Annotated in this window: 17 protein-coding genes; 5 read left to right on the forward strand and 12 right to left on the reverse strand. The window is 74.1% G+C overall.

Features of this window, described 5'->3' with window-relative positions; translation table 11 throughout:
* The first annotated feature begins 36 nt into the window (after positions 1–36).
* Positions 37–933 (forward strand): DUF72 domain-containing protein, encoded by an 897-nt coding sequence (locus GA0070616_RS21970; protein WP_091086462.1) that lies wholly within the window; start codon positions 37–39, stop codon positions 931–933.
* Between the two features lie 252 nt (positions 934–1,185).
* On the opposite strand, the gene GA0070616_RS21975 is transcribed toward GA0070616_RS21970, so the two are convergent.
* The 3 genes from GA0070616_RS21975 to GA0070616_RS21985 all read right to left on the reverse strand — a co-directional run bounded on the left by GA0070616_RS21975 (position 1,186) and on the right by GA0070616_RS21985 (position 4,102).
* Positions 1,186–1,797: a hypothetical protein gene (locus GA0070616_RS21975; RefSeq protein WP_091086466.1), complete on the reverse strand. Its 612-nt coding sequence runs from the start codon at positions 1,795–1,797 to the stop codon at positions 1,186–1,188.
* A 146-nt stretch (positions 1,798–1,943) separates the two neighbouring features.
* Positions 1,944–2,807: an alpha/beta hydrolase family protein gene (locus tag GA0070616_RS21980; RefSeq protein WP_091086468.1), complete on the reverse strand. Its 864-nt coding sequence runs from the start codon at positions 2,805–2,807 to the stop codon at positions 1,944–1,946.
* A gap of 74 nt (positions 2,808–2,881) precedes the next feature.
* Entirely contained in the window at positions 2,882–4,102 is a 1,221-nt protein-coding gene (locus GA0070616_RS21985; protein WP_091086472.1) for a globin domain-containing protein, read from the reverse strand.
* A 154-nt stretch (positions 4,103–4,256) separates the two neighbouring features.
* Here GA0070616_RS21985 and GA0070616_RS21990 point away from each other — a divergent pair, with 154 nt between their 5' ends.
* The gene (locus GA0070616_RS21990) at positions 4,257–4,805 is read left to right on the forward strand and encodes an RrF2 family transcriptional regulator (protein ID WP_091086475.1); all 549 of its coding nucleotides are present in this window, start codon (positions 4,257–4,259) and stop codon (positions 4,803–4,805) included.
* On the opposite strand, the gene GA0070616_RS21995 is transcribed toward GA0070616_RS21990, so the two are convergent.
* On the reverse strand, positions 4,802–6,061 hold the full coding sequence (locus tag GA0070616_RS21995; protein ID WP_091091358.1) for an SGNH/GDSL hydrolase family protein: 1,260 nt from the start codon (positions 6,059–6,061) through the stop codon (positions 4,802–4,804). The genes GA0070616_RS21990 and GA0070616_RS21995 overlap by 4 nt on opposite strands.
* 271 nt (positions 6,062–6,332) lie before the next feature.
* On the opposite strand from GA0070616_RS21995, the gene GA0070616_RS22000 reads away from it, so the two are divergent.
* Positions 6,333–8,456, forward strand: coding sequence for a DNA gyrase/topoisomerase IV subunit B (locus GA0070616_RS22000; RefSeq protein ID WP_425412965.1), 2,124 nt, complete (start codon positions 6,333–6,335; stop codon positions 8,454–8,456).
* Between the two features lie 38 nt (positions 8,457–8,494).
* Positions 8,495–10,978, forward strand: coding sequence for a DNA gyrase/topoisomerase IV subunit A (locus tag GA0070616_RS22005; protein ID WP_091086478.1), 2,484 nt, complete (start codon positions 8,495–8,497; stop codon positions 10,976–10,978).
* Positions 10,979–11,064: 86 nt separating this feature from the next.
* On the opposite strand, the gene GA0070616_RS22010 is transcribed toward GA0070616_RS22005, so the two are convergent.
* The 7 genes from GA0070616_RS22010 to pseB are packed head-to-tail and all read right to left on the reverse strand — an operon-like array spanning position 11,065 to position 18,399.
* Entirely contained in the window at positions 11,065–11,697 is a 633-nt protein-coding gene (locus GA0070616_RS22010) for an alpha-ketoglutarate-dependent dioxygenase AlkB (RefSeq protein ID WP_091086481.1), read from the reverse strand.
* Between the two features lie 10 nt (positions 11,698–11,707).
* On the reverse strand, positions 11,708–12,760 hold the full coding sequence (locus tag GA0070616_RS22015) for a spore coat protein (protein ID WP_091091364.1): 1,053 nt from the start codon (positions 12,758–12,760) through the stop codon (positions 11,708–11,710).
* Complete coding sequence (locus tag GA0070616_RS22020) at positions 12,757–13,536, reverse strand: cytidylyltransferase domain-containing protein (protein ID WP_281188315.1); 780 nt, start codon at positions 13,534–13,536, stop codon at positions 12,757–12,759. The genes GA0070616_RS22015 and GA0070616_RS22020 overlap by 4 nt, the downstream gene beginning before the upstream one ends.
* Positions 13,533–15,422: a hypothetical protein gene (locus GA0070616_RS22025; RefSeq protein WP_091086484.1), complete on the reverse strand. Its 1,890-nt coding sequence runs from the start codon at positions 15,420–15,422 to the stop codon at positions 13,533–13,535. The genes GA0070616_RS22020 and GA0070616_RS22025 overlap by 4 nt, the downstream gene beginning before the upstream one ends.
* On the reverse strand, positions 15,412–16,254 hold the full coding sequence (locus GA0070616_RS22030; protein ID WP_091086487.1) for a hypothetical protein: 843 nt from the start codon (positions 16,252–16,254) through the stop codon (positions 15,412–15,414). The genes GA0070616_RS22025 and GA0070616_RS22030 overlap by 11 nt, the downstream gene beginning before the upstream one ends.
* A 10-nt stretch (positions 16,255–16,264) precedes the next feature.
* The gene (locus GA0070616_RS22035) at positions 16,265–17,419 is read right to left on the reverse strand and encodes a DegT/DnrJ/EryC1/StrS family aminotransferase (protein ID WP_091086490.1); all 1,155 of its coding nucleotides are present in this window, start codon (positions 17,417–17,419) and stop codon (positions 16,265–16,267) included.
* Entirely contained in the window at positions 17,416–18,399 is a 984-nt protein-coding gene (pseB, locus tag GA0070616_RS22040) for a UDP-N-acetylglucosamine 4,6-dehydratase (inverting) (protein ID WP_091086494.1), read from the reverse strand. Before pseB ends, GA0070616_RS22035 begins: the two co-directional genes overlap by 4 nt.
* A 253-nt stretch (positions 18,400–18,652) precedes the next feature.
* Here pseB and GA0070616_RS22045 point away from each other — a divergent pair, with 253 nt between their 5' ends.
* Positions 18,653–20,383 (forward strand): hypothetical protein, encoded by a 1,731-nt coding sequence (locus tag GA0070616_RS22045; protein WP_091086498.1) that lies wholly within the window; start codon positions 18,653–18,655, stop codon positions 20,381–20,383.
* A gap of 82 nt (positions 20,384–20,465) precedes the next feature.
* Here the strand turns inward: GA0070616_RS22045 and GA0070616_RS22050 are convergent, their stop codons facing one another.
* The gene (locus GA0070616_RS22050; protein ID WP_091086501.1) at positions 20,466–20,975 is read right to left on the reverse strand and encodes a peptide chain release factor 2; all 510 of its coding nucleotides are present in this window, start codon (positions 20,973–20,975) and stop codon (positions 20,466–20,468) included.
* Between the last annotated feature and the right edge of the window lie 24 nt (positions 20,976–20,999).

Consider the following 20,999-nt stretch of genomic DNA (forward strand, 5'->3'; position numbering starts at 1 on the left):
TTGCCGATCCGTCTCGGCGGCGTTCCACTGAATGACATGGGTGTCATCAAGGTGGGTACGTCGTCCTGGGCCGACCGGACCCTGCTGCGGTCCGGCTGGTATCCGCGCGATGTGGACACACCGGCCGGGCGACTCGACTTCTACTCCCAGCGGTTCGGACTGGTCGAGGTGGACACGTCGTACTACGCGGTGCCCGCACCGGAGACGACGCAGGGGTGGGCCGACGCCACACCCGCGGGATTCACCTTCGACGTCAAGGCGTACAGCCTGTTCACCGGGCATCCCACCCCGGTCGCCACCCTGCCCGCCGACCTGCGTCCGGCGGGCGGCCCCGATCGGGTCCGGCGGCGGGACCTGCCGGCCGGGGCGTACGACGAGCTGTGGAACCGGTTCCGGGCGGCGCTGGAGCCGGTCGCGGTGGCTGACCGGCTCGGTGCCGTGCTGTTGCAGTTCCCGCCGTGGCTGGCGCGGGGCGACGCCGCCCGACGACGCATCGCCGAGCTGGCCGCGCGGTGCCGGCCCTGGCCGGTGGCGGTGGAGGTGCGCCACGGCTCCTGGTTCGACGGCCCGGCGGCGCTGGACACCCTGGCCTTCCTGCGGGAGCACGGGCTGACCTTCTGCGGTGTCGACATGCCACAGGGGCATCCCTCGTCCGTACCGCCGGTGCTGACGGCCACGGCGGGGTTGGCGATGGTGCGGTTCCACGGGCACAGCACCGCCTGGGGCACGGGCGGGAAGGAGGACAAGTTCCGCTACGCCTACGGCGACGAGGAGCTGCGCCGCTGGACGCAGCTACTGACCGAGCTGGCGGGTCAGGCCGACGAGCTGCACGTGCTGTTCAACAACTGTTGCGCCGGGCAGGCGCAGCGCGACGCCGAGCGGATGGCCGACCTGCTGGGGGTGGAGGCGGCGGCGGGCAGCCCGGCGTCCTGACACCACCGTGCCCACAGCGGGCGGGGTGGAGTGGGCGGCGCGGACGGCGTGCAGCGAGTGGAGCGGGCGGGGTGGGACGGACCGGACGTGACCGGGTGCAGGCGACGACCCGACCGCCTGGTCGGGTCGTCGCCTGTCCTCTTCGCTGTCCGCCCTGGGTGGTCCCGTCAGCCGTGCCGTGCCGTGGCGTACCGCCGGTCGCCGCCGAGGTGACGCGACGCCGAGGGCGCTGCGCGGTGCCGCCCCGGCGTCCTAGTGCCGCTTGGCGGACCCCATCGCCGCGAGCCTGCTCATCTTCATCGGCGAGCCGGCCAGGCCCTGGGCCCGGCCGAGGATCCCCCGGAAGACCTGCCCCGGCCGCTGCTGCTCGCCCATGTACGCCGTCACCACGATCAGCGCCCCCGTCAACGCCGGGATCGTCCACTGGAGCATCTTGAGCTGCCGCTGGGATTTGGCCACGTGCGACGGCGTCTGCGCATTGGGCTCGGTGGTGCCCTGCACCGACGGGCCACCCGCCTTCTCCAGCCGCATGCCCAGCAGCCGGCTGTAACCGGTCACCGCGAGCGCGCCGACGGTCAGTGCGGTCTTCACCGCGCTCGCCCGGCCCACCCCGGCCTGGGTCGCCATCCGCGGGCTCTCCGTCACCAGCTCGCCGACGGCACCCGCCAGGTGCGCGCCGATCGCCGCCGCGTTGACCGGGGTCCACCTCGCCCAGCCCGCCGAGGCCACCGGCAGCCGCTGGGACGTGTCGCTGATCTTCGCCGCCGCGCCGTTGACGCCGAACGCCCCCATCAGGGAGCCCCCGAACCAGGCCGCCAGGCCCAGGTCGTGCATCGAACGCAGTGCGGTGTGCCGTTCGGACATCTGATCCCCTTCCACCGTGTCGGGCGGTGCGGCTTACCCACCGTCCGCGCGGCTAATCCCGCGTCCGTCGGCCGTTTGCGGGGCACGGGGGAGCAGTGCGTCGACCCTCCGCGGGGCGTGGGGGAGCAGGGTGTCGGTCGGGGCGGTCAGCGGTCGGGCAGGCCGGCCGCGAAGTCGGCGACCCGGTCGGCCAGCGGCGTGCCCGCGCGGACCCAGGTGAAGTGGTCCACCGCCACCCCGGTCTGTTCGGGGGTCAGGCGCTCGCGGCGCACGGTGGCGCGGGTGAGTTTCCCGCAGAGCCGATCCAGGGTGGCGTGCGGCGTGTACTGGTCGCCGTCGACGCTGATCGCCAGCACCGGGGTGCGGACCTCGCCGACGGCCGCCTCGGCGTCCACGCCGTCGAGCAACGGGAAGCGGCCGGTGCGGGCGGTGTGGGCCCAGTCCCGGATCACCCCGCGTGCCTGCCGGCCGCCGAATCCCCAGCCCGGCCAGAAGCCCAGCACCCGGGCCGTGGCGGCGATCCCGTGGGTGAACGGCAGGATTCCGTAGCCGCGCAGGCCGGTGAAGTCCCGCCAGTACGGGATTCCGCTCGCGACGAGGACCAGCCCGTCGACGTCCCGGTCACCGTGCAGGGCCAGGTGCAGCACGGCCGCCTGACCGCCGAGCGAGTGCCCCAGCAGCAGCGTGCGCCGGCCGTCCAACCGGGGCTTGAGCGCCTCGCGTACCGCGCCGAGGTCGGCGGCGAGCTGCGCGTAGCCGTACCGGCAGGCCCGACCCGGGGGTGGGGTGCTCTCCCCGGTGCCGCGCAGGTCGGCCACCGCCACGGCCAGGCCGGCCCCGCGCAGCGCGGCGGCGAACGGGCGGTAGTAGCGGGCGGGCACGCCCATGGCCGGGTAGACCAGCACGACCGGGGCGTCGGTCACGCCCTCCGGCTCCGGGTACACCTGCACCCCGATCCGGGCCCCGTCGACCTCGACGAACTCCTGCGCGTACTTCCCCGTCGCGTTCACCCGCCCAGGTTACCCGCCGGTAGGTACGGGTGGGTCGTCGCCCCGGCCCCGGGCCGCCGGGGCGACGACGCCGGTCACCCGCGGTCGTCGCGCAGCATGCCCGGCCCGAACACCTCGTAGGCGATCCGCTCCGCCGGTACGCCCCGACGCAGCAGCCCACCCCGAACGACGTTCATGAACGGCAGCGGCCCGCACAGGTGCACGTGCGCCTCGGGGGACAGCGGGATCAGCTCCGGGTCGACCAGTCCGCCCGCCACCTCGGCGGTCAGGCCCGCCAGGTTCGCGTCGGTGGCGTCCTCGTACCACAGGGCGGTACGCAGCTGCGGCAGCGCGGCGTGCAGGCGCGGCAGGTCGTCGCGGTGCGCGTGGGTCGCGCCCGCCCGGTCGGCGTGCACCAGCACCACCGGGCGCTGCGGCGCGGTGGCCGCCAGGTGCTCCAGTGCCGCCATCGCCGGAGTCAGCCCGATGCCGGCGCTGACCAGCAGCAGTGGTCCGTCCCCGGCCACCGCGTCGACCTCGCCGAACGGCGGGCTGAGCCGCAGGGTGTCGCCGACCGCGACGTGCTCGTGCAGGTGCGTGGACACCATGCCGTCGGGGGCGCCGCCGGTGCCGCGTACCCGCTTGACCGTGATCCGCCAGTGGTCGGCGCCGGGCCGCCCGGAGAGGCTGTACTGCCGGATCTGCTGGCCGCGCCCGCCGTCGAGGTCGACCGCGACGGAGGTGTACTGGCCGGGAACGAACGCCGGCACCGGTCCGCCGTCGACGGGGACCAGGGTGAACGAGACGACGTCGACGGTCTCCTGGCGCCGGGCGGTGACTTGCCAGTCCCGCCACACCGGCTCCCCCTCGGCCAGCCCGGCCGCCGCGTACAGCCGCGCCTCCCGGGCGATCAGCTCGCAGGCGAGCAGCCAGTAGACCTCGTCCCAGGCGGTGGCGACGGCCGGGGTGACCGCCTCGCCGAGCACCTCGCCCACCGCGGCGAGCAGGTGCCGCCCGACGATGGTGTACTGGGCGGGCGTGATGCCCAGCGAGGCGTGTTTGTGTGCGATGCGGTCCAGGATCGGCCCCCACGGCACCGTGCCCGCGCCGGTCAGGTGCTCCGCGTAGGCGACCACGGCGGCGGCGAGGGCGGCCTGCTGCGCGCCGGTGGCCTGGTTGCCCCGGTTGAACAGGTCGAGCAGTTCCGGGTGCGCGTCGAACATGCGCTGGTAGAAGCGGCGGGTGATGGCCTCACCGTGGGCCTGCACCGCGGGCAGGGTGGCCGTCACCACCGCTGCCGAGGACTCCGTGAGCACGTCCGTTCTCCTTCTGTTCCGACCTGTCGGGCACCCACAGCTAAACAGGATTCCTGGATACCTGTTCAGGGTCGAAAGTCCCGGGTGCGGGGCCGTCCGGCTCGGGTCACCGGGCCGTGTCCCGGCCGGCACTGCCGTGGCTAGGGTCGGAGTCGTGAAGCTCAACCGGTCCACCGACATGGCGCTGCGGATCGCCATGCTCGCCGCCGCCACCCCCCGGCGGACGACGGTGGACGAGTTGGCCGGGCAGCTCGCGCTGCCCCGCAACCACGCGGCGAAGGTGGTCCAACGTCTGCAGCGCCTCGGAGTGCTGGTGACCATCCGGGGCCGGGCCGGCGGGGTGGCGTTCGCCGCCGACGGCGGCACGTACACCGTCGGGCAGGTGGTGCGGGCCTTCGAGGGCGACGACGAGGTGGTCGACTGCGACGGCCCGGCCTGCCCGTTGCGCGCGGCCTGCCGGCTGCGCGGCGAACTGCGCAGGGCGCAGGCGGCGTTCCTCGCCGTCCTCGACGACGTGCGGTTGGCCGACCTCGTCGACGGGCCGGCCGGCCCGCTGCTGCTCACGCTCACCGCACCGCCGCCGCTGACGACACCGACGATCCCGCCGCCGACGACCGCGCCGGCCCAGGACCCGCCGTCACCCGGTGATGCCGGGTGTGCGACGGCGGGCCCTGAGCCGGCGGTCGGAACAGACGTGCCCTAGGAGAGCGTGAGCGAGCCGTCCGGGTTACGGACGCAGGCGACCGAGCGGGCCGAGGTGGTCGCCGCGCCGGACAGGCACTGGCCGAGCACCCCGTGACCGGCGGCGTTCGGGTGCCACGACTCCTGACAGGTCTGGAAGTACGACACGCAGGTGTTGGCGATCCGCTGGATGGCGATCTTGTCCTTGCCGGACAGGCTGGTGACGAAGGTGCCGTTCGGCGGGTTGTCCATCAGCCGGATCGGGGTGGCCAGGGCGTTGGCGGGGCTGCTCGATGCCTCGCACAGCCGGGCACCGTCGAAGGCCCGCTGCACGTTCAGGTGCACCAGGTCGGCCCCGGGGAACTCGGCGGCCAGGGTGTCCCGGGCGGACTTGACCAGCGTGCCCAGGCCCTGCGAGAAGCGGTGCCCCGGGGCGAGGCTGGCCCGGTGGATCGGGCAGCCGGCCGCGTACCGCTCGGCGCCCAGCGCGCGGAACTTGTCCCGGGTGTCGGACCGGCGGTCCTCGGTGTGCAACGCCGGGAGCAGGTCCGGTGGCAGCGGGTTGGTGTAGTCCTGGAAGACCACCCGGTGCTGGCCGTCGGCGTCGACCTCGCGCAGCGTGGTGAGCACCTGACGGACGGCCGCGGTCGTCTCCGCCGTGGCGGCGGCGAACTGGGCGGCGGTGGCCAGGTCGGCGTCGGAGCAGGGCTTCTGCTCCACCGGCCCGCCGAGGTACGCCCAGAACTCCCACCAGCCCGTCCAGGCGTCGGCGATGAACCGGTTGGCGCACTTCTCCGCCACCTTGCCGAAGGTGAAGGAGCTGTTGTTCGAGCCGAGGCCGACCAGCACCAGGTCGATGTCGTGGGTCTGCGCGACCGCGCGGAGCTGGTCGAGCTGGGCGGCCACCTGCCGGCCGCTGGTGCGGGCCGACGAGGGGGCGGCGATGTCGTGCGGCTGCCCGCCGGAGCAGGCCAGGTTGAACCGGTTCTGGATGCCCGGCAGGTTGGCCTGGTGCAGCGAGGCGTTGGCCGAGCGGTGGCAGAAGTAGGCGTTGCTGTTCGGGGCGGTCCACCCGGGGAAGCCCCGGGCGACCCCGCCCGCGTCGACCACGGGCTGGTAGGCCCCGGCGCCCTCGCCGCTGACGAAGCTGTCGCCGAGGGCCACCGCGGCGGTGGGTAGGGCGGCTGCGGCGGGGGCGCTGGTGGTGAGGGTGGGGGAGAGGACCGCGACGGCGAGGGCGATTGCCGCGCCGGCGGCGGTACGACGGATCTGGGGCATGGGCATCTCCATTCGGTCATGGAAATGTGAAAGATCCTCTAGGGCCGTGATCCCATCACGGGAATGTGACGTACGTCAACAACCGGAAACATCCGGGGCTGCGGGGAACGGCGGTGCCCATGGGGTGTGCGAGGCGGCTGGGACGGCCGGCGCGACGGGCGGGCATACGGCGGCGGCCGGAACCGTTGTGGAGCCCAGGGACCCCTCGCCCCCGGCGTGCCGCGCGGGTGTCCACGGAGATGTCGGGACGTACGGCTAGGCTCGCTGCGGCGTGCCGCGCCGGGACACGCCCGTCGGTGAGCGGTGGCACACCGCCGAGACCTGGGAGTACGACCAGTTGACCGCAGAGCCTGAGACCCTGTACGGGGCCGACGACCTGACCCACCTGGAGGGGCTGGACGCCGTCCGCAAGCGGCCCGGCATGTACATCGGCTCCACCGACAGCCGTGGCGTGGGCCACCTCGTCAACGAGATCCTCGACAACTCCACCGACGAGGGGGTCGCCGGCCACGCGACCACCGTCGAGGTCACCCTGCACGCCGACGGCTCGGTGCAGGTCGACGACGACGGCCGGGGCATCCCCACCGACGTGCACGCCAAGTCGGGCATCTCCGGCGTCGAGCTGGTCCTGACCCGTCTGCACGCCGGCGGCAAGTTCGGCGGCTCCGGCTACAAGACCTCCGGGGGCCTGCACGGCGTGGGCGCGTCCGCCGTCAACGCCCTGTCCCGCCGGTTCGACGTCACCGTGCGCCGGGGCGGCAAGGTGCACGCCATGTCGTTCCGCCACGGCGTCCCCGGCGTCTTCGACGGTGACGGCCCCGACGCGCCCTTCACCCCCGGCCCCGGCCTGCAGGTGGTGGGCGCGATGAAGCGCGGCCAGCGCACCGGCACCTCGATCCGCTGGTGGCACGACACGCGCTACTTCGAGACCGGGGCACGGCTCGACCACGAGGCCGTGCGCGCGAAGCTGCGCCACACCGCGTTCCTGGTGCCCGGGGTCGGCTACACGCTGCGCGACCTCACCGGCGAGGAGCCGGCCGAGGAACGCTTCCACTACCCCAACGGCCTGACCGACATGGTGGAGTTCCTCGCCCCGGCCGGCGACCGGCCGGTCTCCGGCATGCTGCTGGTCACCGGCGAGGGCACCTACCGGGAGAACGCCGCCGACGCCAACGGCGTCATGCAGTCCAACGTGCAGCGCCGCGCCGAGGTCGAGGTGGCCTTCCGCTGGGGCACCGGCTACGAGCGCACCGTCGAGTGTTTCACCAACACCATCCGCAACGCCCACGGCGGCACCCACCGCAAGGGCTTCGAGCGGGCCCTGGCACGCACCCTGGCCGACGCCGTCCGCAACGCCCGGGGGCTGCTCAAGGCCAAGGAGGACCCGCCCACCCTGGACGACGTCCTGGAGGGCATGACGGCCGTGGTGCACGTGCGCATCCCCGAACCGCAGTTCACCTCGCAGACCAAGGACGAACTCTCCACCGCCGGCATCACCCGCGTCGTGCAGGGCCTCGTGGAGCAGCACCTGAGGTCCTGGCTGGACGACCGCCGCACCAAGGCCGAGGCTCGCACGGTCCTCCAGAAGATCGTCGACGCGGCCCGGGTGCGGCTGACCCAGAAACAGCAGAAGGACGCGGCCCGCCGCAAGACCGCCCTCGAGGGGGCGGCCATGCCGGCCAAGCTGGTCGACTGCCGCGCCGCAGGCATCGAACGTAGTGAACTGTTTATCGTGGAAGGCGACAGCGCACTCGGAACAGGGCGTCTCGCCCGCTCCTCCGAGTACCAGGCGCTGCTGCCGATCCGCGGCAAGATCCTCAACGTGCAGAAGGCCAACCTCCAGCAGGTGCTGGACAATGCCGAGTGCGCGGCGATCGTGCAGGTGCTCGGCGCGGGCTCGGGGCGGACGTTCGACCTGTCGACCATGCGCTACGGCCGGGTGCTGATCATGGCGGACGCCGACGTCGACGGCGCCCACATCCGGACGCTGCTGATCACCCTGTTCGCCCGCTACATGCGCCCGCTGATCGAGGCCGGCCGGCTGTACGCCGCCATGCCGCCCCTCCACAAGATCACCACCAGGGGGCGTAGTCCGCAGACGATCTACACCTACACCCAGGCCGAGATGGAGACCACGGTCCGCCGGCTGGAGAAGGCCGGCAAGCAGATCGTCACCCCCATCCCGCGCTTCAAGGGTCTCGGTGAGATGGACGCCGAGGAGCTGTGGGAGACCACGATGAACCCGGCGACCCGGGCGGTCCGCCGGATCACCCTCGACGACGTCGAGGCCGCCGAACGCATCCTCGAACTGCTGATGGGGGAGAAGGTCGAGCCGCGCCGCAACTGGCTGATCGAGTCCGCCGACCGCGTCGACCGGGAAGCGATCGACGCGTGAGCACGCCCGCCGCCACCAGCCGGGAAGGAAGCTGAACGATGGCACGCCGCAAGGAATCCAAGGTCGACTACTCCGCCTTCGACCAGGCCGGCGCGCGGGTCTTCGACAACCCGCTGGTCACCGAGGTGTCCGACTCCTACCTGGAGTACGCGTTCTCGGTCATCCACTCCCGCGCGTTGCCCGACGCCCGCGACGGGCTCAAGCCGGTGCACCGGCGCATCCTGTACGCGATGCACGAGTCCGGTTTCCGTCCCGACCGGGCGCACGTCAAGTCGGCCCGGGTGGTCGGCGACGTGATGGGCCGTTACCACCCGCACGGCGACACGGCGATCTACGACGCCATGGTGCGGATGGCGCAGGACTTCTCCCTGAACGTGCCGCTCATCGACGGGCACGGCAACTTCGGCTCTCAGGACGACGGCCCGGCTGCGGCGCGTTACACCGAGGCCCGGATGTCGCGCGAGGCGATGCTGCTCGTCGGCGAGCTGGGCGAGGACACGGTCGACGTCGAGCCCAACTACGACGGGTCGCTCACCCAGCCCACGGTGTTGCCCGCGGCGTTCCCGAACCTGCTGGTCAACGGTGCCTCCGGCATCGCGGTGGGCATGGCGACGAACATGATCCCGCACAATCTCGGCGAGGTCGTCTCCGCGGCCCGCTGGCTGATCAACCATCCGGACGCCACGCTCGACAGGCTGATGGAGTTCGTTCCCGGTCCCGACCTGCCCACCGGTGGGCTGCTGCTCGGCCTCGACGAGGTGCGTCGGGCCTACGAGACCGGCCGCGGCGTGGTGCGGATGCGCGGCCAGGTGGAGATCGGCCCGGTGGAGGGCAGCCGGGGCCGGCAGGCCATCACCGTCGTCGAGTTGCCCTACGGCGTCGGCGCGGAGAAGGTCATCGCCGCGATCACCAACGAGGTCACCAAGACCAAGCGCCTGACCGGCATCGCCGACGTCAAGGACCTCACCGACCGGGAGAGCGGCACCCGCCTGGTGGTGGAGTGCAAGGTCGGCGTCAACCCGCAGGCCCTGCTGGCCGACCTCTACCGGCTGACGCCGCTGGAGCAGTCGTTCGGTGTGAACAACCTGGTGCTGGTCGACGGGCAGCCGCAGACGCTCGGGCTCAAGGCGCTGCTGGAGGTGTTCCTGGCCCACCGCTACGAGGTGGTGACCCGGCGCAGCGCCTATCGCCGCCGTAAGCGTGAGGAACGGCTGCACCTGGTCGACGGCCTGCTGGTCGCGTTGCTCGACATCGACCGGGTGGTCCGGCTGATCCGGGCCAGCGACGACGCGCAGGCCGCCAAGGACGGCCTGATGCGTACGTTCGCGCTCTCCGAGATCCAGGCCACCTACATCCTGGACACTCCGCTGCGCCGGCTCACCAGGTACGACCGGATCGAGCTGGAGGCCGAGCAGGAGAAGCTGCGCGGTGAGATCGCCGCCCTGTCGCGGATCCTCGACGACCCGAAGGTGCTGCGCAAGGTGGTCTCCGACGAGTTGGCCGCGGTGGTGAAGCAGTTCGGCACCCCGCGCCGCACCACCCTCGTCGACGGCGACCTGAAGGAGGTGCTGGCCGCGTCCGCGCCGGCCGGTCCGCTGGAGGTGGCCGACGACCCGTGCCAGGTGATCCTGTCCGCCACCGGCCTGGTCGCCCGCACGGCGGCCGAGTCGGAGGAGGCCGCGGAGGGCCGTCGCCGGCAGGGTCGGGTCAAGCACGACGCCGTACGCGCCATGGCGCACTCCACCGCCCGGGGTCGGGTGCTGCTGGTGACCAGTGCGGGCCGGGCGTTCAAGATCGACGTGCTGCCGTTGCCGGTGCTGCCCGAGCAGGCCGGCACGGTGTCGCTGCGCGGTGGCATGTCCGCCGCGGAACTGGTGCCGTTGGAGCCGGGCGAGACCGTGGTGGGCCTGGCCCCGCTCGGCCCGACGGCCGACGGGTCCCCGGGGCTGGCGTTGGGCACCCGGCAGGGCGTGGTGAAGGTGTGTGCCCCCGACTGGCCCGTGCGGTCGGACGAGTTCGAGGTGATCGGGCTGCGGGAGGGCGACGAGGTGGTCGGGGCGACCTGGCTGACCGACGGTGCGGAGGTGCTGACCTTCATCACCAGCGAGGCGTCCCTGCTGCGGTTCCCGGCGGGGCTGGTGCGGCCGCAGGGCGCGAAGGGTGGCGGCATGGCCGGCATCAACCTGCCGGCCGGTGCGCGGGTGGTGTTCTTCGGCGCGGTCCGCACCGACGACCCGAAGCACGGCGAGCCGATGGTGGTGACCTCGACGGGAGCCACGGTCAAGGTGACGCCGTTCGCGGCGTACCCGGCGAAGGGCCGGGCGACGGGCGGTGTGCGCGCCCAGCGGCTCCTCAGGGGTGAGACGGACGTGGCCGTGGCCTGGGTGGGCCCGCGACCGGTGGGCTGCACCGCCACCGGGGATCCGGTCGAGCTGCCGGCGGCCGATCCGCGCCGCGACGGCTCGGGCTTCGCCGTCATGCTCGGCCCGACCGTGGTCGGCCACCAGATCGAGCGCGACTGACCCGACGGCCGGTGGCCCGACGGGGTGGACGGTCAGACCACCGGTGGGGCGGGTGAAGGTCGGGCCACGCCGGGGGTGGTGGGCGGTCAGGCCACGCCGACGGGACGGAACTGGACGCTGACGCGGGGGCCGACCGGTCGGCTGGTCTTCGGGATCGCGTGTTCCCAGGTGCGCTGGCAGGACCCGCCCATCACCACCAGGTCGCCGTGCCCGAGCGGAAAGCGCAGGCTGGCCCCGCCGCCGCGCGGGCGCAGCAGCAGCGGTCGGGGGGACCCGAACGAGACGATCGCGACCATGGTGTCGGCGTGCGCGGAGCGGCCCTGGGTGTCGCCGTGCCAGGCGACGCTGTCGCGGCCGTCGCGGTAGTGGCACATCCCCGCCGTCACGAAGGGTTCGCCCAGTTCGGCCGCGTAGTGCCGGGTCAGCGCCTCCCGGGCGGTGGTGAGCACCGGATGTGGCAGCGGGCGGCCGTCGGCGTACCAGCAGAGCAGACGGGGCACGTCGACCTCGGTGTCGTACATGGTGCGGCGCTCGGCGCGCCACGGCACGTCGCGCAGCAGCACGTCGAGCACCTCGTCGGAGCCCCGCACCCAGGCGGGGAGGTGGTCGACCCAGGCGCCCCGGCCCAGCGGGTGCCGGCGGACACCGCCAAGTGGCCCGAGGCACGGGGCGGTGTCGGTGAGGTCGAGCATCGACGGCTGGTAGGCGGCCTGCGACATGACCAGGATGTTAGTACACCCGTTCGATCCCGCGTCGGGCGACGGTGTCGAGCAGCGCGTCGGCGACCCGGACCCGGCCGAGCCCGTCGACCGCCGCCCAGGCCCGTGCCGACAGGGCCGCCCGGTCCCGGCCCGAGGCCAGCAGCCGCGCCAGCGTGCCGGCGCCCGCCCGCGCCCGGTCCCCGTCCGCCGTCAGAGCCGGCAACTCGCCGAGGCCGGCGGCCAGGCCGGCCCCGACCACCCGGTGGTACGCCTCACGCTGGTTGTCCACCACGCAGACCAGCGCCGACGGCGCCCCCAGGCAGCACAGCTCCCAGGTCGACGTGCCGGCGGCGCTGACCACCAGGTCGGCCGCGTCGATCAGGGCGGGCAGCCCACCGGTCGGCGGCACCGGGCGCAGCGACTGCCCCGGCGCCGGCGTGAGCGCCGCCAGGTCCGCCGCGACCTCGGGGCGGCCCACGACGACGGTCAGCTCCATGGGCCGCCCGGTCGACAGCAGCAGCCGGGCCAGCGGCGCTGCGGCCCCGGCGGCGTCGGTGCCGCCGAAGAACGCCAGCACCCGGGGCCGGTCGACGTCCGTGGCGGGGCGGGGCGCGGCCGGCCGGGCGGCGACCACCGAGTCCCGCAGCAGGGCGTACGCGCTGCCGGCGAGCAGCCGCCCGCCGGGCACGACGGTCGTCGCGCCGACGTTCTGGTCCAGGTACAGGTCGGCGTCCTGGCCGCGGGGGTCGCCGTCGACGATGGCCAGCGTCGTCACGCCCGCCGCGCGCAGCGCGCCCGCCCCGGCCGGGTCCAGCTCGTACGAGTCGAGCACGACCGCGTCGAGGTGGTGCCGGCGGGCGGCGTCGACCAGCCCGGCCGGGGTGTCGGGCCCGGGGCACAGCCCGATGCCACGGTCGAGGAGTTGGTCGACGGCCCAGTCGACCCCGTCGACCGAGCCGAACACCTCGACCGGCACGCCCCGGCGCAGCAGTTCCTCGCCCAGAGCCAGGCAACGCACCAGGTGGCCCACCCCGCGCCACGGACCAGCGTCGCAGCGCAGGCCCACCCGTACCGTGCTCAGGACTCCTCCAGCCGCTTCTGTCGTACGCCCGCGTTGAGGGCGCGTAGCCCGGGCTGCCCGTCCAGCCAGTCGGCGAGTTTCGCCAGCGGCACGCTGACGTCGCCGAAGTGGTCGGTCACCGCGCGCAGCAGCGCCCAGTCCTGTTCGGTGTCCAGGGTGAGCCGCAGGTCGGAGCGGTCCGGGGTGAGGGTCACCCCGAGCACCCGGAACAGCTCCGGTCGAGCGTACGCGTACGAGGTGACGTGCACCCGGTGGTGGCCGGTGGCGAGCCGGTCCAGGGTACGCAGCGCGTCGGCCCGGACGATCTCCACGTCGAGCCCCCGGGGCAGCGTGCGGGCGATGGAGGTGCTGGCGTAGTCCAGCCCCGGCACGGCCCAGTACACGGTGGCGACCAGCGCCACGATCTCCGGGTCGAGCAGCGGGCAGTCGGCGGTGAACCGCATGACCGCGTCGCCGGGGTGGGCGTCGAGCGCGCCCACGAAGCGGGTCAGCACGTCGTCGACGGGCCCCCGGTGGCAGGCCACGTCCAGCCGGGCGCACTCGGCGGCGACGGCGTCGTCGACGGGGTCGGTGCTGGTGGCCACGACCAGGTCGGCGAGCACCCCGCTGTCCCGGGCGGCGCGGACCACCCGGCCGAGCACGCTGCGCCCGGCCAGGGGCCGCAGCACCTTCCCGGGCAGTCGTGCCGAGCCCATCCGGGCCTGCACGATCCCGACGATCCGGCAGTCCGCTCCGGTGCCCGCGGTGCCGGATCGGGTCGTCGGACGGTCGGTCACGGTTGTTCCTCCTGCTTCGGGGCCAGGGCCTGTCGGGCCCGGCGTTTCGCGGCGCGGGCACCGCGCTTGGCCAACCGCGCCGGGGTGATGGCCAGCCGGCCGACGCGGTAGCTCAGCGAGCCGCTGAGCAGGTTGATGGTGGCCTCGGCCCGGCGCAGCGCCCGCTCCCGGGAGGTGAGCAGGTCCTCGGTCCAGGCCAGCAGCGCCGCCAGCCGGGTGTTCTCCTCCCGCTGGCGCAGCCACGCCTGGTGCAACTGCTGATAGGCGCGCGGCCCGGCGGGCGGGTCGGTGGGCGTGACCGCGCGCAGCTCGGCGGCCAACCGGCCCCGGCCCTCGGCGTCCAGTCCGCGCACCGACGCGCCGACCGCCGCTTCGGTCTCGACGGCCGCGTCGACGGTGGCGCGGTCCAGGTCCCGCCCGGCGACGCCACCGAGCACCACGGTCAGCCCGGCGACGTCGAGGGTGGACGTCCACGGGTGGGCGTACCCGCCGGTGGTCAACTCGGCGGCGAACCGCCACAGGGTGCGGGCCAGCACCACGTCGACCGGGAGCGGGGCGGCGGCCCGCCAGCTGGGGTCCAGCACCGCGAATCCGGTGTCGTCGACGACGAGGTTGTCCGCGCCGGCCAGCGCCACCGCCCCGGCGAGCCGGCCCTCGCCGGCCTGCCCGGTCAGCCAGGCCGCGTAGCCGCGCAGCAGCCGGCGCAGGGTGGCGGTGTCGCGCCGCAGGCAGGCGTCGAGCAGCAGGGTACGCAGCAGCCGCCCCTCGGGCACCGGGCCGGTCAGCGCCTCCGGGTCGCGGTCGGCGGCGGGGCGGCTGTCGTACGGGTCGGCCGGCGCTGCCGCCCGGGTCACGCCCGTGTGCCAGTTCCAGCCGTCGGGGCCGTCGGCCACCTCGACGACGCCGACGGCGGGCGGACCGGTCTGCACCAGCGCCACGGGCAGCCCCGCCCGGACGCCGTCGGCGTCGTCACGACCTGCCGGGTCGGGACCTGCCGTGCCGACAGCCGCGGTGCCGAAGACCGGCCCGCCGCCGGTGGGGGCGTCGGGTTCCGCCGCGCGGCTGTCGCGGCGGGCCAGCACCAGCCAGGCCGGGGCCACCTCGACCGCGCGGCCGGCATGCAGCGCGTCGACGGCCAGCCGGGCCGGGTCGGCGAGCACGTCCCGGCCGGTGAAGCCGCCCGCGCAGGCGCCGTGCAGCACCGCGTCGAACAGCCCCGAGGTGGTGTGCCGGCGCAACGGCCCGGTGGCCAGCAGCGCCGTGGCCGCCTCCGGGCGCGGGTACGCGGCATAGCAGGTGTCCGCCCGCAGACCCGCCCCGGCCAGCCGCAGCGCGGCCTGGTCCAGGCTGGCCGGCCGGTCGACGTCGAGCACCCCGCCGACCGTCCACTGGGCGTCGTCGCGGCCGGCGTACCAGGGGGTGACGGACACCAGCCGGTGCACCCCGAGCGGATTGTCCAGCCGCAGCAGCAGGTCACCGCCCGGCCGTACGGCGGCGGCCAGCCGCTCCAGTACCCCGACCCAGCCGAGACGGTCTCCCTCGACCGACTCCACGGCGTCGAGACCGGCCCCGGCCACCACCAGGTCGTACGTCTCGTCGTCGGGTAGCCCCGCCGGGCCGCCGACGACCACCCGGGCCGCCCGGTCGGCCAGCGCCACCGCGTCGGGGTGGCTGCGCAGCAGGCAGGTGACCTGCGCGTGGGCCAGCGCGTCGAGCAGGGCCGGGTCGTGCGGGCCGGCCAACAGCACCCGGGCGCCGGCGGGCGCCAACCGGGCGGCCAGCGCGGCCAGCGGACCGCCGTCGGCCAGCCGTTCGGTCGGCAGGTCCGACCAGGCCAGCATCTCCCCGCCGGGCAGCGTCAGCGCCGGGGCCGTCTCAGTCGTCACTCTCGTCCTCCTGGCGGTGCGCCCAGCCGAGCAGCTCACGCAGCTCGGCCGGCGTGCAGCGGTGGTCGGTGCCCAGCTCGGCGCGGGCGATCTCCACGGCGGTCGGCAGGTCCACCTGCGCGCCGTGCAGCTGCGGCCACTGCCGGCGGATCCGGGCGGTGCCTCCGAAGGTGGGATCCTCGTCGGCCAGCACCATCGGGTCGCCGTACACGGCGGGTTCGCAGCCGGCGGCGATGCCGTAGAAGATGGCGCTGGTCAGCCGGTTCGACGCCACGCGGGCGTGGCGGCGCAGCTCGGTGAGCTGCTTGTCGAGGAACAGCGGGTCGGTGTCCTTCCACCAGTGGCCCCGGTAGCCGTGGCAGACGACCCGGAAGCCGGCGTCCTCGTAGAGCCGGCGGACCCGGCGCATCCGGTGCTCGTGCCAGTACAGGCAGACGGTCACCGGCCCGGGTTCGGTGTCCCGGATCCGGGCGATCAGCTCCTTGTGGTCGCCCTTGACGTGCTGGCCCTCCCAGCCGTGGAACGGGTACCAGATCGTGCCCTCCCGGCGTTCGGGGGGCGGGTCGTCCGCGCGCAGCGAGAGCAGGTAGACGAACGGTGCCCCGATCACGGTGACGTTGCGTCGCCCGACCGACCAGGCCCGCCGGCGGGTCTGCTCCGACCACAGCAGGCTGGGGGTGCGCTCGGCGTACGGGTGGCCGGGGGCGAGACCGTCGCCGATGTTCCAGCCGTGCTGCACGTACCCGTTGATGCGCGGCGGGTGGCCGTCGCCCAGCCCCGCGTAGCGGGCCAGCACGTGGGCGTGGCCGTAGAAGTGGTTCGCGTGGTGCATGGAGTCGTCCTCAGGCGGCGGCCGGGCGGGCCGGTGCGCCCCGCAGGGCGGCGGCGAGCGCGTCGACGACCCGGTCCTGGTCGGCGTCGCTCAGGTCCGGGAACAGCGGCAGCGACAGCTGCTCGGCGTAGAACGCCTCGGCCACCGGGCAGGACCCGCGCCGGTAGCCGAGGTCGGCGAAGGCGGGATGCCAGTGGGCGGGGATGTAGTTGACCTGCACGCCGATGCCGGCGGCGCGCATCCGGTCGTACACCTCGCGGCGGCGGCCGTCGAGCACCCGGATCGGGTACAGGTGCCAGGCCGGCTCCGCCCAGGCGCGGCGGCCCGGGGTCAGCACGCCCGGCAGGTCGGCGAGGGCCGCGTCGTAGCGGGCGACCAGCCGGGCCCGGCGGGCCAGGAAGTCGTCGAGGCGGCGCAGTTGGCTGCGGCCCAGCGCGCACAGCACGTCGGGCAGCCGGTAGTTCAGGCCGAACTCGTGCACCTCCTGGTGCCAGCCCCCCTCGTCCGGCCAGCGCTGCTCGTCGCGCTCGCGGACCAGGCCGATGTTGCGGAACCGGCGGGCCCGGGTGAGCAGCTCCCCGTCGAGCGCGGCGACCGCGCCGCCCTCGGCGGTGGTGAGGTTCTTGGTGGGGAAGAACGAGAACGTCGTCAGGTCGGCGAGGGAACCGACCGGCCGGCCCCGGTAGCGGGCGCCGATGGAGTGGGCGGCGTCGGCGAGCAGCAGGGTGTCCCCGCCGGCCGCGCGCAGGGCGTCGTAGTCGGCGGGGTGGCCGGCGTAGTCCACGGCGGCGACGACCCGGGTGCGTCCCGTGGTGGCCGCCGACACGGCCGCCGGGTCGAGGGTGAACGTCTCGGGCTCGACGTCGGCGAACACCACCTGCGCTCCCAGCGCGACGGCGCTGCTGGCCGTCGCCACGAACGTCATCGGTGGGACGATCACCTCGTCGCCGGGGCCGACCCCGGCCGCCGCGTACGCCACGTGCAGCGCGGCGGTGCCGTTGGAGACGGCGGCGACGCCGGCCCCGCCGGTCCACCCGGCCAGGTCGGCCTCGAAGGCGGTGACCTGCGGGCCGGTGGTGAGCCAGTCGCTGCGCAGGGCGGCCACCACCGCGGCCACGTCGTCGTCGGTGACCGACTGCCGGCCGTACGGGAGCAGACCCGTCATGCCGCGATGCCGAGCATGTCGCGCAGCTGCCCGACGCCGAGCCACTCGTCGTTGGTGTCCGACTGGTACGCGAACCCGTCCGGTACCGGCTCGCAGCCGACCGGCGGCTGGTAGCCCCAGGTGGCGATGGTCGGCTGCACGATGTAGCGGTCCTTCGCGATGAGCGTCCGCCGGCTGTCGTCCGGCGCGATCATCTCCTCGTGCAGCTTCTCGCCCGGCCGGATGCCGATCTCGTGGGTGGTGGCGTCCGGGGCGACGGCCTCGACCAGGTCGAGGATGCGCATGCTGGGGATGCGGGGCACGAACAGCTCCCCGCCCTGCATCTGGTCGAACGAGTCCATGACGAACTGGACGGCCTGGTCCAGGGTGATCCAGAACCGGGTCATCCGCTTGTCGGTGATGGGCAGGCTCCTGCCCTCGGCGGCGAGCCGACGGAACAGCGGCACCACCGAACCGCGGCTGCCCACCACGTTGCCGTAGCGCACCACGGCGAAGCGGGTCGGGTGGTGGGCGGCGTAGTGGTTGGCGGAGACGAAGAGCTTGTCGCCGACCAGCTTCGTGGCGCCGTACAGGTTGATCGGGCTGGACGCCTTGTCGGTGGACAGCGCGATGACCTTCTTCACGCCCGCCTCGATCGCCGCGTCGACGACGTGCTGCGACCCGGTGATGTTGGTGGCGATGAACTCCGACGGGTTGTACTCGGCGGTGTCGACCTGCTTGAGGGCGGCGGCGTGCACCACGTGGTCGACCCCGTGCATCGCCCGGGTCAGCCGGTGCCGGTCGCGGATGTCACCGATGAACCAGCGCAGCCGGGGATCGTCGCCGAGCTGCTGGCGCAGTTCGTACTGCTTCAGTTCGTCGCGGGAGAAGACCACCACGCGGGTCGGGTCCGCCTCGGCGAGGAGGTGCCGCAGGAAGGTCCTGCCGAAGGACCCGGTCCCCCCGGTGACGAGAACGGACGACCCATTCAACTCGCTCAATTTGGTGCTCCCGTGTTCGTGGCGTGTCCGGCGGGCCTCGGCCGGCCGACCGGGTGGGAACGCTAGACCCGGCGGGTTAACGCCCCGACGCCCCCGGGTGAACCACTCAGGCGCGCTCCGTGAATGCCGTGCGCCGGGCAGGCGAACACCTGTCGTACCCGTCCGATGCGGACGGATCAGGCAGGTCACGGCCGATACAGTGGCCGGCGCGCGACCGGCGGGCGGGCCGCGGCGAGGGGGAAGGGGGGCGGCGATGGCCGTCGGCGGCGAGGTGGTCGAGCGGGTCGACGCCCCACGGCGGGTGATCCCGGCGGGGCGGCGGGCCTGGGTCGTTCCGGCGCTGCTGCTGTTCGGCTGGCTGCTCGGGGTGGCCTGGCGGATGTGGCTGTCCCGGCACGTCACCATGCCGATCGCGCACACCGACGAGGACAGCTACCTCAACACCGCCCGCGCGTTGGCGGGCGGACCGGGTGGCTTCAGCAGCGAGAACGGGCCGCTGCGCCGGGTCGGCTACCCGATGCTGATCTCACCGGCCTTCGTCGGCGAGCGGGACTTCGCCGACTCCTACCGCCTCGTCCAGCTGATCAACGCGGCCGTCAACGCCGCCCTGTTCCCGCTGGCGTACCTGCTCGGCCGGCGGATGCTGCGGCTGCCGCGTCCGTTCGCCCTGGGGATCGCGGCGGCTGCCGCGACGCTGCCGGCGGCGGCGTTCTACGCCGAGGTGGCGATGATCGACGCGGTGCTCGCTCCGCTGTTGGTGGTGTGGCTGCTGGCCGTGCACCGCTGGGTGGACCGGCCGGGGCTGGTGACCGCCGCCGCCGTGGGGGCCTGCGTCGGCGCGTTCCATCTGCTGCACTCCCGGGGGCTGGTCGTCGTGGCGGTGCACGCCGGTCTGGTCCTGTTGCTGCTCGCCCGCCGCCGCGTCACCCCCGCCGGCGTGCTGGCCGCCGTCGGACCGGTGCTCGCGCTGGCGCTGGTCAACGAGGCCGGCATCCGCCTGCTCGGCGACCGGGTCTACCTGCTCGGCGACCCGCCCGGTGGGGACACCGTCGCGGCCGTCGCGTCGGGCGCGGGCCTGTTGCGGGTGGCGGCGGCGGTCGGCACGCAGCTGTGGTACCTGGTGGTCGTCACCTTCGGCGCGGCCGGGGTGGCCTGGGCCGCCGCACTGCGGAACCTGCGCCGCCCCGCGCACGGCGACGCCACCCGGTGGACCCTGGGTGTGGCGCTGGCGACCACCGTCGGGGTGGCCGCCGGGGCGTCGGTGATCCTCGCCGGCATCACCCACAAGGCACCGGACGCCATCTACGCCCGGTACGTGCAGATGCTCGCCCCGTTCTGGTTGCTGGTCGGCGCCGCCGCGCTGTGCGGCGTCACCGTCCGGGTGGTGCGGGGGCGCCTCGCGGTCGCGGCGGGTCTGCTGACCGTCGGGGCCGCGCTGGTCGCCGCCCGGCTGGACTGGGCCCGCGCCCGCGGCACCGAGCTGCGCTACGGCGGGTTCAGCGCCCCGGACCTGATGGCGTTGACCGGCGGCTGGCGCGAGTTGCGTCCGTTCACCGCGGCGCTGGTCGGCCTGGCCGGCTGCGCGTCGCTGCTGGTCGCCGCGCGTGCGCCCCGGCTGCGGGCCGCCGTGGTCGCCGTCGTCGTCGTGGTCAATGTCGCCACCATGCAGGTGATCACGCAGCGCCTGGTCCGCCCGATGGCCGCCGCGTACACGCCGTCCGTCGCGGTCGCCGACCTGGGGGTACGCCCCGGCGACCGGGTGTACGCCTCGACCGGGGTGCCGTACGTCATCCGGTTCAACCTCAGCCACCAGGTCACCTGGACCGACGTGCGGTGGTTCACCGAGCGGCCACCGGCCCGCGCCGACGTGGTGTTCACCCGGTGGGCACCCGGCGAAACCGACGACTGGGACGGCACACGCCACGGTTTCGTGCGCCTCGGCGGCGACCCCGAACAGTTCTGGGCGGCCTGGCGACGCTTGTGATCCCCGCAGTTCCGTCGTCGGGTTAACGCCCGATGTAGCGCATTCGCACGACCGGTGAACGCCGTGTGCACAATTGTGGAACTCAGCGCCGACGGCGGTTTGCCCGCTCCAGAGAAATGGGGATGAGGATGATCTCCCGGCCGTCGGACACCTCCCGCCGGGCAGTGCCCTCGACGAACCGGAAGCGCCGGTTCATCTGCCGCACCACCGTGTTGTGCCCCAGCACCTCGCCGTCGAGCCGGTCCAGCGCCAGCTCGTCGAAGGCGTGGTCGACCGCCTCGCGCATGACCTCCAGCCAGGCCGACAGCGTCTCACCTCGGGCGGCCAGCCCGTCGGCGTCCAGGTAGAAGCCCCACGAGCCGGTACGGGGGCCGTCCAGCCGCAGGTCGAAGAAGGTGACCGCCCCGCACGGGACACCATCGCGCAGGTAGGTCAGCAACCGCCGGGTGGGGTCCTCGCGCGTCGCCGCCCACCACCGGGCGTGCTCCTGCGCGGTGATGACGTGGCTGGTCTTGCTGACCTCGCGGTTGGTTTCCTGATTACGCCAGGACAACATCAGGTGAACGTCGTCGGTGGTCGCTTCGCGTAGCACGGGGCGCTCGCTTTCCGATTGTCG

The organism is Micromonospora nigra, from assembly GCF_900091585.1.
Taxonomy (GTDB): Bacteria; Actinomycetota; Actinomycetes; order Mycobacteriales; family Micromonosporaceae; genus Micromonospora; species Micromonospora nigra.